The sequence below is a fragment of the Desulfobacula sp. genome, from assembly GCF_014237455.1.
GTDB lineage: Bacteria > Desulfobacterota > Desulfobacteria > Desulfobacterales > Desulfobacteraceae > Desulfobacula.
In genome coordinates, this window is record NZ_JABZFL010000074.1 from 89,806 (window position 1) to 101,722 (window position 11,917).

Annotated in this window: 12 protein-coding genes and 1 pseudogene; 9 read left to right on the plus strand and 4 right to left on the minus strand. The window is 45.3% G+C overall.

The window, feature by feature from the left end; genetic code table 11:
- The first annotated feature begins 20 nt into the window (after window positions 1–20).
- A complete protein-coding gene (locus HGJ91_RS11000; RefSeq protein ID WP_291347798.1) occupies window positions 21–407 on the plus strand; it encodes a 4Fe-4S binding protein in 387 nt (128 codons plus the stop codon).
- 10 nt (window positions 408–417) lie between these two features.
- Complete coding sequence (locus HGJ91_RS11005; RefSeq protein ID WP_291347799.1) at window positions 418–1,101, plus strand: methylenetetrahydrofolate reductase C-terminal domain-containing protein; 684 nt, start codon at window positions 418–420, stop codon at window positions 1,099–1,101.
- 14 nt (window positions 1,102–1,115) lie between these two features.
- On the opposite strand, the pseudogene HGJ91_RS16530 reads toward HGJ91_RS11005, so the two are convergent.
- Window positions 1,116–1,220: pseudogene (locus tag HGJ91_RS16530) on the minus strand (dual CXXC motif small (seleno)protein); the annotation flags it as partial.
- A 178-nt stretch (window positions 1,221–1,398) separates the two neighbouring features.
- Here HGJ91_RS16530 and gpt point away from each other — a divergent pair.
- The gene (gpt, locus tag HGJ91_RS11010) at window positions 1,399–1,824 is read left to right on the plus strand and encodes a xanthine phosphoribosyltransferase (protein WP_291347800.1); all 426 of its coding nucleotides are present in this window, start codon (window positions 1,399–1,401) and stop codon (window positions 1,822–1,824) included.
- A gap of 105 nt (window positions 1,825–1,929) precedes the next feature.
- Here gpt and HGJ91_RS11015 read toward each other — a convergent pair whose 3' ends face one another.
- Window positions 1,930–3,159, minus strand: a complete 1,230-nt coding sequence (locus HGJ91_RS11015) for an argininosuccinate synthase (protein WP_291347801.1) — start codon at window positions 3,157–3,159, stop codon at window positions 1,930–1,932.
- A gap of 206 nt (window positions 3,160–3,365) precedes the next feature.
- On the opposite strand from HGJ91_RS11015, the gene HGJ91_RS11020 reads away from it, so the two are divergent.
- From HGJ91_RS11020 to HGJ91_RS11045, 6 genes are read left to right on the plus strand one after another with little or no spacing between them, the layout of a single operon-like run.
- Window positions 3,366–4,472, plus strand: coding sequence for a mechanosensitive ion channel family protein (locus HGJ91_RS11020; protein ID WP_291347802.1), 1,107 nt, complete (start codon window positions 3,366–3,368; stop codon window positions 4,470–4,472).
- A complete protein-coding gene (locus HGJ91_RS11025) occupies window positions 4,456–5,250 on the plus strand; it encodes a dihydropteroate synthase (protein WP_291347803.1) in 795 nt (264 codons plus the stop codon). The genes HGJ91_RS11020 and HGJ91_RS11025 overlap by 17 nt, the downstream gene beginning before the upstream one ends.
- A gap of 37 nt (window positions 5,251–5,287) precedes the next feature.
- Window positions 5,288–6,445, plus strand: coding sequence for a hypothetical protein (locus HGJ91_RS11030; protein ID WP_291347804.1), 1,158 nt, complete (start codon window positions 5,288–5,290; stop codon window positions 6,443–6,445).
- Complete coding sequence (locus HGJ91_RS11035; RefSeq protein WP_291347805.1) at window positions 6,438–6,671, plus strand: hypothetical protein; 234 nt, start codon at window positions 6,438–6,440, stop codon at window positions 6,669–6,671. The genes HGJ91_RS11030 and HGJ91_RS11035 overlap by 8 nt, the downstream gene beginning before the upstream one ends.
- A 1-nt stretch (window position 6,672) precedes the next feature.
- The gene (locus HGJ91_RS11040; protein ID WP_291347806.1) at window positions 6,673–8,658 is read left to right on the plus strand and encodes an efflux RND transporter permease subunit; all 1,986 of its coding nucleotides are present in this window, start codon (window positions 6,673–6,675) and stop codon (window positions 8,656–8,658) included.
- Entirely contained in the window at window positions 8,612–9,796 is a 1,185-nt protein-coding gene (locus HGJ91_RS11045) for an efflux RND transporter permease subunit (RefSeq protein WP_291347807.1), read from the plus strand. The genes HGJ91_RS11040 and HGJ91_RS11045 overlap by 47 nt, the downstream gene beginning before the upstream one ends.
- Window positions 9,797–9,870: 74 nt before the next feature.
- Here HGJ91_RS11045 and HGJ91_RS11050 read toward each other — a convergent pair whose 3' ends face one another.
- Both HGJ91_RS11050 and HGJ91_RS11055 read right to left on the minus strand, forming a co-directional pair.
- Window positions 9,871–10,770 (minus strand): DMT family transporter, encoded by a 900-nt coding sequence (locus HGJ91_RS11050; protein ID WP_291347808.1) that lies wholly within the window; start codon window positions 10,768–10,770, stop codon window positions 9,871–9,873.
- Window positions 10,771–10,775: 5 nt separating this feature from the next.
- Window positions 10,776–11,720, minus strand: coding sequence for a MaoC/PaaZ C-terminal domain-containing protein (locus HGJ91_RS11055; protein ID WP_291347809.1), 945 nt, complete (start codon window positions 11,718–11,720; stop codon window positions 10,776–10,778).
- Between the last annotated feature and the right edge of the window lie 197 nt (window positions 11,721–11,917).

Here is an 11,917-nt window from a genome sequence, read left to right on the forward strand (position 1 = left end):
GAAATCAAGGAGATATTAACATGTCCTTTTTTAAAGTAAATGAGAACTGCAATGGATGTCTGGCCTGTGTACAGAATTGCCCGGCAGGCGCATTGAATTATTTTGATCAGGAAGACAGCCGGAAAATACTGCATAATATGTCTCTTTGTGCCAGGTGTGGCCACTGCTGGAGGATCTGCCCACAGGATGCCATTGAATTCAAGGTTTTGCTTACGGGCAGATTTGACCTGGTAACAACCTTGGATCTGGTTCATTGCAAGGTTTGTGGAGAACCCATTTACACTGCAAGCCTTGGTGATACGGTTTCAAATAATACTCAGACGATTGAGCCCCTGTGCCCTGATCATAAAGGGTCAGAACCTATAAATGTATGGAAAAAACTTGCCTCCAAAAGAGCTTCCCAATAGGAGATAATGTATGATAGTCGGCGAACATAAACCAATTGAAGAGATTATTGAATCAATAAAAGAATATAATAATGTTCTGGTAGTAGGGTGTCAAACCTGTGTGGCAGTAAGCTTGACCGGTGGTGACAGGGCTGCAAGATCGATGACGGAAGCGCTAACACATGCGTTTAAAGATAGTAAAACCCTTCATCTTTTTGAAAACAGTATGATAGAAAGACAATGCGAAAAAGATTGGATTGAACCGTTTTTTGATCTTCCCGAAGGAGTGGAGGCCATCTTGTCCCTTGCATGTGGTGCCGGGGTTCAAACCATGGCGGATGTATTTAAAGGCATTCCTGTTTTACCAGGGTTGAATACAACTTTTGTCGGTGCATTGGATGAGCCTGGTGTTCTCAATGAAAAATGTGTGGGATGTGGTGATTGTCTTCTGGGATTGACCGGCGGCATATGCCCCATTGCCAGATGTGCCAAACGGCTTCTCAACGGTCCCTGCGGCGGGTCATCAAAGGGGAAATGCGAGATCAGTATTTCTTTGGGCCGGGATGTTGACTGTGCATGGCATTTAATTGTAGAACGTCTCAAAGAACTGGGTAAACTTGATAATTATGAAAAGATAAGTGAAACAAAAAACTGGGCACCCGGTGGTGCCGGAGGCCCCAGACAGCTGGTTCATCCAGGTGAAACACCGTTTTAAAAGGATTTAATCCATCACAACCTGTTTACAGGAACATTGGCCAGTTTTTCCTCAAGGTATTCATCCATGAGAATTTTATATTTATCTTCGGGGTAATTTGTTGTGCAGGCCCTGCAGCAAAGATAGACTTTTTTTCAGGTTCGTTTAATGTAAAGCTTTCCGCCGCAGTTTAAACAGTTTCCTTTTATGGTGTTCAAAATTTTTATCCTTTATTTTTTAATATTCTGCAGATAAAATACTGCCAAATATAATAAAAGTCAAAAATAATAAGTACCAGAAAACAGGAGTCTTGAATATATGGGTAGAAATATGGAGAGATACAAACGAAGCTATCCTATTTCCTGGGACCAGCTTCACCGGGATGCAAAAGCCCTGTCATGGAGACTTCATGACATAGAAAGACCATGGAAAGGGATTGTTGCAATCACGCGGGGCGGCATGGTTCCTGCCGCAGTTATTGCGCGGGAACTTGGGATACACTATATTGATACGGTCTGCATCACCGCCTATGACTGGAAGAATCAAGGAGAGGCAAAGGTCCTGAAAAATATTGATGATTCAGGGGAAGGATTTTTGATTATTGATGATCTTGTGGACACGGGCTCAACAGCCAGGGTTGTCAGGAAAATGCTGCCGAACGCCTATTTTGCAACGGTATATGCCAAACCCGCCGGCAAACCTCTGGTGGATGCCTATGTGACGGAAGTCAGCCAGGACACCTGAATTCTTTTTCCATGGGATTCAGAGTCTCAATTTGTTGAACCTATTGCCGGGAACTAAATAGAATCTGCCGGGAGTCTAAACCAACCTCCCGGGCAGACGATTTGATCATTTTTTTTTATTGATGATATTTCTGTGGGCCATCAGCCGGATGGCATTGATTTTAATAAAACCTTCAGCATCTTCCTGATTGTACCCGCCTTCAATATCCATGGAAGACAAATCCTGATCATAAAGGGAAGAAGGACTTGTCCGGGCAACGGGATAAGCTGTGCCTTTATAGAGCTTTAAGGTGACTTCACCGTCAATGACTTCCTGGCTCTTATCAATGGCCACCATGAGAAATTCCATTTCAGGACTGAACCAGAATCCATTGTAAACCAGTTCTGCAAACTTGGCAGACAGCATGTCTCTGAGCCGCATCACTTCCCGGTCCATGGCCACACCTTCAATATCTTTGTGGGCTTCGTGGAGAATGGTGCCGCCCGGGGTTTCATACACACCCCTTGATTTGATTCCCACAAACCGGTTTTCAACCATGTCAAGCCGGCCAATCCCATTTTCTCTGCCCAGCTCATTGAGGTATTCAAACAGTTCAAGCGGGTCAGTTTTAATTATATTATTTTCAAGATGGGTGACTTTAACCGGGATGCCGTCCTTGAATTCAACTTTAATCTTTGTGGGCTTGTCCGGTGCATCTTCCGGGGACACGGTATGGGAATAAATGCTGTCTTCACATTCATGAGCAGGGTCTTCAAGGATGCCGGCTTCATGGGAAATATGCAGAAGGTTATCATCTTCACTATAGGGTTTGGATGCAGACTGTTTGGTTGGGATACCGTGTTTTTCAGCATACTCAAGAAGATCTGTTCTCCCCTTGAAGGTGCTTAAAAAATCAGCGTTTTTCCAGGGTGCGATGACTTTGATTTTGGGATTCAGGGCATAGTATGACAATTCAAACCGGACCTGATCGTTGCCTTTGCCTGTTGCACCATGGGAGACATACTCGGCACCAAGCTGTCTTGCAATTTCTATCTGTTTTTTTGCAATGATGGGGCGGGCAATGGCTGTTCCTAAAAGGTATCGCCCTTCATATATTGTGTTGGCCTTATACACGGGAAAGATATAATCGGTGACAAATTCTTTTTTCATGTCTTCGATAAATACTTTGGACGCACCGATTTTTAATGCCTTTTGTTCTGCCGCCTGAAAGTCTTCTTTCTGGCCGATATTGGCCATATAGGCGAATACTTCATACCCCTGTTCCAAAAGCCATTTCAAGATAACAGAGGTATCAAGTCCTCCTGAATAGGCAAGAACAACTTTTCCTTTTGACATTGGGTCTCCTTTATTTTTTTAAATTCCAATTGGTTTTAAATGTCATGGCTTATTAATGAAGAAAAACATTGAAATAGTCAACAAAAAATGGCTTTGATGAGGTCCTTTTCGGATCAGATTGGGTTCGATACTTGTTGACTACAGCTTTGTACCAGACTATAGAGTTAAGAATAGAAATACAAATGTGATTTACAACAGGAAACGGAATGAATATTAATAAAGAACAATTACTGGAGTTGCTGGCGCAAATCGCGCCCAACCGTTATCTTCAGGCGGTGTTGATTGTCCTTTTGTTTTTTGGCCTGGCAAAGCTCATGGATGTGATCACCACCCGTGTAATTAAAAGATGGATAGAAAAGACCCGACTCAAAATAGACGATCAGGTACTTGACATTTTTCACAAGCCCGTCTTTCTCAGCATCATACTCTTTGGTCTTGCCCTGGCTACGGAAAGACTGGAGTTTAAAGAGACCATAAACTTCATAACCCTGGGCGGGCTGAAAACCGTGGCCATATTTTTGTGGGCAGCTGCTGCAGCACGATTCCTTAAGCTTCTAATCAAACTGGTGAGTCATGACAAAAGTCGGTTCAAGTTAATACAGGACCAGACCCTGCCGTTGTTCAACAATCTGTTGATTATTCTGGTAACAGGCCTGTCAATTTATATTATTTTTCTGGTCTGGAATATTGATCTGACAGCCTGGGTAGCCTCTGCCGGGATAATAGGTCTTGCAATTTCCTTTGCCGCAAAAGACACGTTGGCCAATTTGTTTTCAGGTGTATTTATCATGGCGGACGCACCCTATAAACTCGGGGATTTCATTGTTCTTGATTCAGGCGAGCGGGGAGCGGTGACGAACATCGGTATTCGCAGCACACGTCTTTTAACCCGTGATGATGTGGAAATTACTGTGCCCAATTCAATCATGGGAAATACCAAGATTACCAATGAAGCCGGCGGCAGGCATGAAAAATTTCGCATTCGTGTCAAGGTGGGAGTCGCTTATGGATCGGATATTGATAAGGTTCATAAAGCTTTGCTTGACGTGGCAACAAACTTCCCGGATGTCTGTAAAAATCCTGAGCCGCGCATACGATTTCGCACCTTTGGAGACTCAAGCCTTGATCATGAATTATTATGCTGGGTAAACAAACCGGTATTGCGAGGCAAACTACTGCATTTGCTTAACACTGCTGTTTATAAACGCTTTGGGCAGGACGGCATTGAAATACCATTCCCCCAGCGAGATGTGCATATCCGGTCGGCATCGGAAGACAAGGCAAGCATTGACTCATATGAAACTGATCGCTGATAATCTTCGAATTACAAAAAAAAATATTCAGAATGCGCTTAAGGCCTGTGACCCCAAACCCATACAGGAGCTTGTGAAGCAGTGTGTGGAAAAAGGGGCATGGGCCATTGATGTAAATACCGGGCCGTTGACCAGGTCTTCTGAAAAGGGCATGGCATTTTTTATTGAGGCGATACAGAGTGTGACAGACCTGCCATTACTCATTGATACCTCCAATCCCGTTGCTATGAAGGCAGGGCTTGAAGCTGCAAATAACAAGGCTATAATTAACGGATTTTCCCTTGAACCCCGTAAGCTTGAGCAGATTTTACCCCTTGCAGAAGTGTATGATGCGGATATTGTCGGGTTTCTGCTGTATCCTGACAGTCGGATTCCAAAGGATAAGGCTGAAAGATTTGAGATTGCCCTTGAGTTATTTGAACAGGCTGAAGCGATGGGTGTTGCCAAAGAGCGGATCATTATTGATCCGGTTGTTCCACCGCTGGCATGGGAAGACGGGATTGTCCAGGCAAGGGCGGTTTTGGATGTTATAAGGACGTTGCCGGATTTATTGGGTTCTCCCGTGAGGACCATTGCAGGGCTTTCCAATTTGACCACAGGGGCAGGGGATAAAGTCAAAAAGAGGCTTGTGGAGCAAAGCTATCTTGCCATGCTGGCAGCGGCAGGTCTGGATTATGCCCTGCTGGATATATTGAACCATGAGACCGTAAGGGCAGCCAGGACTTCCGGCATTCTTGCCAGGGAAGAACTCTTTTCCTGGGGGATAGTTCCAGGGTAATGGTTTATTTTATGATCACCATCGGAGGGACAAAATAATGGCAAAGAGCAGTGTGAAAGGAACCGAAGGAAAGCATATGAAAAGTTTAAAAAAATTATTGATCATTATTCCTGTCATCTGCGGGATTGTTCTCTTCGTTTGGATGAAAAGCACCAAACAGCCGCCCGCCCGTCTTGACCACAAAGAGCGGGTTCAGACCGTCCGGGTGATTTCTCTGGAAAAAACCCGGGTTGTGCCCAGGGCCATCAGCTATGGATATGTTGAGGCAGAACGTACCTGGGAAGCTATTTCCGAGGTCAGTGGTAAAATCGTTTACATGAATAAAAATTTGAGAAAAGGGTATTTTATTCGCAAAGGTGAGCTTTTGTTCAAAATTGATACCACTCCATACGGGCTTGCCGAAACCCGGGGAGTGGCAGAGCTTATGAATGTTGATGCCCGGCTCAAGGAGCTTGCCCAGTCCCAAAAAAATACCCAGCGTGTCCTGTCCATTGAAAAAAAATCCCTGACCAGTGCCGCTCAGGAGCTTAAGCGCAAGCGGGAATTGTTTGACAAAGGCTATATCTCTGCTTCCGATCTGGAAAGAGAAGAAAGAATTTTTTTGACCCATCAGACCACAGTGAATAATCTTCAAAATACCTTAGCCCTGATCCCGTCACAGAAAAAAGCCCTTTTGGCTCAGAAAAAATCAGGGGAATCCACAGTGACTGAACGGCGCCTGGATGTGGCCAAAACAGAAATCTATGCCCCCTTTAACTGCCGGCTGTCTGTAGTGAATATTGAACTTCACCAGTATGCGACTGCCGGAAGCGTGCTGGTTAAAGCAGAAAGCATTGAGAGTGCCGAGATTTCGATACAGTTGGCACCCAAAAATTTTTTAAATCTCATGCCCAGGGAAGATGGTCCCATGATTCCGGAAGTACCAAATATGGAGATTCTTCGCCAGGCAATTGGAATTACTGCCAAGGTGATACTTCCCTTAGATGAGGTGAATCAAATTGAATGGGATGGTCGGTTTTCCCGGACCAGTGAGTCCATGGATCTTAAGACAGGGGCTATTACAATCTATATCACAGTGGATAAATATGCTTCCTGGAAAGCGGCCACCTCTGCTTACCAATATGTATGTGGAGGTGGAACTGCGGGGGAAAGCGGTTCCGGATCGGTTTGTAATCCCCAGAAGTTCCGTGCATGAAGAAAAAATTTATATCTGTTCCCCGGAAAACCGGCTTGTAATTAAGCCGGTAAAAGTTGAATTCCAGGTGGAAAATTTGGCCGTGCTATCCACAGGGCTTGAACAAGGTGAGACTCTGGTGTTAACCGATCTTGTGCCGGCCGTGGAGGGGATGCTGCTGAAACCCTTTCAGGACAGCGACATTGCAGAACAACTGAAGCGTCAGGCCACTGGGGAGGCATTGTAGCATGAATTCATTTAAAAAGATGATTTCGTTCATGTGTGCCCATCCCACGGCTGCAAATCTTCTCATGCTACTGTTTATCACCCTGGGTCTGATTTCGGTTACCGGCCTGAAACGGGAAACCTTTCCCGATTTTTCTGTCAATGCCGTTGAAGTCACGGTGACGTATCCTGGGGCCACTGCCGAAGATATAGAATCATCTGTGTGTCGGCGTATCGAAGACGTCATTGACAGTGTGACCAATATCGCCGAGGTCCGGAGTACGGCCATGGAAAACAGGGCTTTGGTTGTAGTGGAAATGGTGGATGAAGGTAATATCATCGAGTTTTTCAATGACATCAAAACCGAGGTGGAAGCCATTAATGATTTCCCGGCCCAGGTGGAGGATGTGATCGTCAAACGGATCAACAGGACCGACCCGGTAGTGTCTGTAGCAGTAACAGGACCCATGAGTCCAGTGCATTTAAAGTTTTACTGCGAGGATCTCAAAGACAGGCTCAAGGCTCTGGGTATGGTTTCCCAAGTGGAAATATTGGGGTTTTCCGATCATGAATTTTTAATTGAGATTCCGTTTTACACTATGATGCGCCTGGGCCTTTCCGTGTCTGATATCGAAGGGGCAGTGGGGGTTCAAAATCTGGATTTGCCAGTCGGAAGCCTGGAAACAAGGGATTCGGACATTCTGATCCGGTTTTCCGAAGAAAGAAAAACCCTATATGCCTTGGAGGACCTCATTGTGATATCCGGGGAAACGGGCGCAGAAATCCAGCTGGGGGATATTGCCAAAATTTCGGACCGATTCACGGAGGATGAAGACAAAATCCTGTTTGACGGAAAACGGGCCGGGCTGCTCCAGATCAGTAAAACCAAGTCCGAGGATGCCTTGAGAGTTCTGGATGCGGTGACAGCCTTTCTGGCAGAGGAGCAGACAAGAGCCCCTTCAGGCATCTCCTTTACCATTACCCAGAATGTGTCCAAGGTGGTTCGGGACCGGCTTCAAATGCTGGCCGTGAACGGGATACAGGGGCTGGTCCTGGTGTTTTTTGCCATGCTGCTGTTTTTCCCTTTTTCCTTTTCCTTCTGGGTGGCCATGGGCCTGCCGGTTACTTTTCTACTGACTTTTTTCTTTATGAAACATCTGGGATTGTCTCTGAACATGCTGTCCATGGTCGGTCTTTTGATCGGGCTTGGCCTGCTCATGGATGATGCCATTGTGATTGCCGAAAATATTGCCGCCCACCTTGAAAAGGGAAAAGATTCTTTCAAGGCTGTTGTAGACGGCATATCCGAAGTAGCAGCGGGCGTGTTTTCTTCATTTCTAACCACTTTTTTTATTTTTGGGGCACTGGCCTTGAGCATGAAAGGGGATATCGGAAAAGTACTTTACGTGATTCCCGTGATTCTGATCCTGACCCTTTCCGTGAGTCTGGTGGAAGCCTTTTTCATTCTTCCCAATCATCTGTCCCATTCTCTGGCCGGGCATTCCTCAGGCAGACGTAAGGGCAGGTTCCGCCAGAAAACTGAGGCAGGCCTTGCCTGGATGCGGGAACAGATCCTTGGCCGGTTTGTGGATGCGGCTGTCAATTTCAGGTATTTATTTGTCGGGCTGGTTATCTTTGCCTTTATTGCCTCCATCTCCATGATCGCCGGTGGGTATTTGAAAATTCGGGCTTTCCCTGAAACGGAAGGAGAAGTGCTCCAGGCCCGGATTCTATTCCCCCAGGGAACTCCCCTGGAAAGAACCGAAGACTACGTGGACAAAATTGTAAAGGCGGCAGACAAAATGAATACTGCCTTATCTCCTTTACAGCCGGGTAAAGCGAACCTGGTGGAACATATCAGTGTGCTTTACAACACCAATGCAGATGCCGGAGAAAGCGGTCCCCATGTGGCCACGGTTTCCCTGGACCTTTTAAACGCTGAAAACAGATCCGGGTCCATGGATGATATCATCAATAAATGGAGATCCCTGGCAGGGGAATATCCCTGATGCCATTGCCTATAAAGAGCCCACCATGGGCCCGGGCGGGCTTCCCATTGAAATCCGGCTTAAGGGGAAAAACCTTGATGATTTAAAATCAGCCTCCACAAAGCTGATCAACTGGCTATACACCTATGAGGGAGTGGCAGACCTTTATGATGATTTGCGGCCGGGCAAGCCGGAAATTCTGGTCAAACTTAAAAAAGGGGCAACAGCTAGGGGATTTGATGCCGGAAGTGTTTCAAAACAGCTGAGAGCCGCCTTTTATGGCAGTACTGCCAGCGAGATAATTGTCAGGGATGAATCCTATGAGGTGAATCTCAGGATGGCTGCTTCTGACAGGCGCAGCATTTTTGATCTTGAAAATTTTTATCTCATGAACGGCAAAGGAGGGCGGATTCCTTTGAATACCGTGGCATCCATCACCTACAGCAGGGGATATACCGGAATCAGACGGGTGGATGGTCAACGGACCGTCACGGTTACCGGGGATGTGGATACCCGGGTTGCCAATGCAGCGGATATTATCACCGATATAAAAGTCAGGTTTATGCCGGAATTGAAAAAACAATTTCCCGATATTTCCATCGGACTGGAAGGTCAGGCCAAAGAAACGAAGACTTCCATGGGGGGTATGCTAAAGGCCCTTGGCATAGGTATTTTTGGTGTGTTCTGTCTTTTGAGTTTTCAGTTTAGAGCCTATCGGGAACCCTTTGTGATTATGGTGACCATTCCCTTTGCACTCATCGGTGTTGTCTGGGGTCATCTGCTTATGGGACTTGACCTCTCCATGCCCAGTATCCTGGGATTTGTTTCCCTGGCCGGCATTGTGGTGAATGACTCCATTCTTCTGGTCGGTTTTGTCAGGCAGCACACGGCAATGGGTATGGCCGTGGACGATGCCGGAAAACTGGCTTCAAGGGAGCGGTTTCGGGCAGTTCTGCTGACCACGGTAACCACTATCGCAGGCCTTTTGCCCCTTCTGGCAGAAAAATCCATGCAGGCCCAGGTCCTGATTCCCCTGGCCTGCTCCATTGTGTTTGGGCTGATGATGTCCACCCTGCTGGTTCTGGTGGTGGTACCCTGTCTTTATACCATCCTGTCGGATTTCAACCTGGTGAGGATGGACACTGACAGACCCGGTTAATGTTCTTATGACGTTATGCCTGAAAAGAGGTTATATTTCTTGGAATTTTATTTTGTCAATTATAATAGAAACTGTCAGATGAAAATTGCAAGACAGGCGCCAGTCAATGCCAGAAGTATGGCAATGCTTTTGTTCACGGTTATTTTTTCTTTCAGGAAAATAGCGGCCAGGATAAAGATAAATATGGTGGACATCTGGTTCAAAATAGCGGCCCGGGATGCTGTTGTATATTTCATTCCTGCCACCCAGCAGAGCAGTGCCAGATAATTTCCCGTAAAAGAGGCGGGAAGGGCAATAAGCCAGCCCTTTGAAAATTTGAGCTCCCTGAAGTATTGTTTCCGTTTGGGGTGGAATAAGATAAGGACCAACAGGGATACTGTTGCTGCCGTTACTCTGACAAGGGTTGCCCAGAAGACATCGGTTCGTTCCAGCAAGTTTTTTATCATCACAATACCGGCAGCCAGGAAAATCATGGAAAGGCAGCCAATAATAATGCCGGGCAAAGGATTTTTGTTTTCCCGTCTTTGTTTCAAGGTTTTATCCAGATCCTTTTTTCTTTTTATTGAGCCCACAAAAACGGCTGTAAGTACCAGGAGACCGCCGATAATGGCACCGACACTTAAATTTTCTCCCAGCAGGATAAAAGAAAAAAAGATTACACTGGGAAGATAGAGGCATTCCACAATGGCAACAAGGCCTGCACCCAGCCTGTTTAAAGCGATGAAAAAGAAAAGATCTGCCAGCGTAATCCCGATAAACCCTGATGCTGCCAGCAGCAGCCAGTCGTTGATGGGCTTGTCCGGGAAAAACGGGATATTTAAAATTACCATGGTCAGGGAGACCAGGATCAATGCCACAAAACTTTTATAGATATTCAGAGAAATAGGAGAAAAGACTTCACCGCTTTTTTTGAACAGGATCACAGCACTGGCCCAGAAAAAGGCCGACAAAAGTGATAATACGGAACCCAGCATAGTGATTACCCTTGATGGTTGTTCAAAACCCTTCCCTTTAGATGGGGAAACTCTTTTTGTTTATCACGAAGTTCAAAAATGACAATGGTCTGTTGGTTTTCTGTATCATTTTGGCATTCATACCCCAGCGTCGTTGTGGCAGGCATGAAAATCGGCAGTTTAAAAGAGGCTTCAATAAAGGCTGAATCGTAAAGGTCAAATTTCTTGTCAAGGGTTCCAATAACCCTTGCAAGGCTCCACATACCGTGGGCAATGGATCTTTTGAATCCGAAAAGCTTTGCCAGAACCGTGTAAAGATGATGAGGGTTATAATCACCGGACACGCTTGCATATTTTCTGCCCGTATCAGGTGGTACAAGGATAGTCTTTTTTTTTTCCAGAAATATGTCGTCTTTTTTTTTTGATGTCTTTTCCTTTTTTACCTGGCTTCGGGTAAAAAAGGTAGAGATCCCCTGCCAGACAAGTTTGCCTTCGGATATGACCTCCAGAGTAAAATCGGTTTCAATCCCTTTCTCGGTTTTTTTAATGCTGTCAAGTGTGCAGGCAAGATCAAGTGTTTCATCGGTTTTCACAGACCGTTTCTGCTCAAAAGACTGAAATATCTGGATCAGTCCCAAGGGGTTTATGGGGAAAAAAGAAGATGTAATAAATCTGCCTAGAAGGCCAATAAAGAGTGTTTGCAAATAGGATATGGGAATGATGCCGGGCCGGTCTTTTGAAAAGCCGCAGACGGCTCTGTAATTTTTAATCAGTTTTTTATCCGGTAAATAGTTTTTTAAAATAATCTGTGTTTTATTGACAATGGCGTCATCTTTAATCGTATTGGAGCGAAAGGGGGAAATCAAAAATGCTTTGAGAAAAACAAATCCCATGGAGGGATGTTTTTTTATTTCCACGACAGTTTTCGGATCAGTCAGTGCTATCTGTTTGATAGATTGATTATTTTTCATTTTATCCGCTTGAAAAATTTTTTATCATAAAAAAACACACTTTATCTTTGTCTGGGCTTGAAGTCAATAAAGGGATTGGGCCCAAATCCACCGCCTAAATTTTTTTATACTGCTCCAAGCTAAAATCGGGGGGATTTTTTTAAAATCAGGGGTCGATTTTAACAGAATTTAACTTTTCATGCCAAAAATATTCTGTA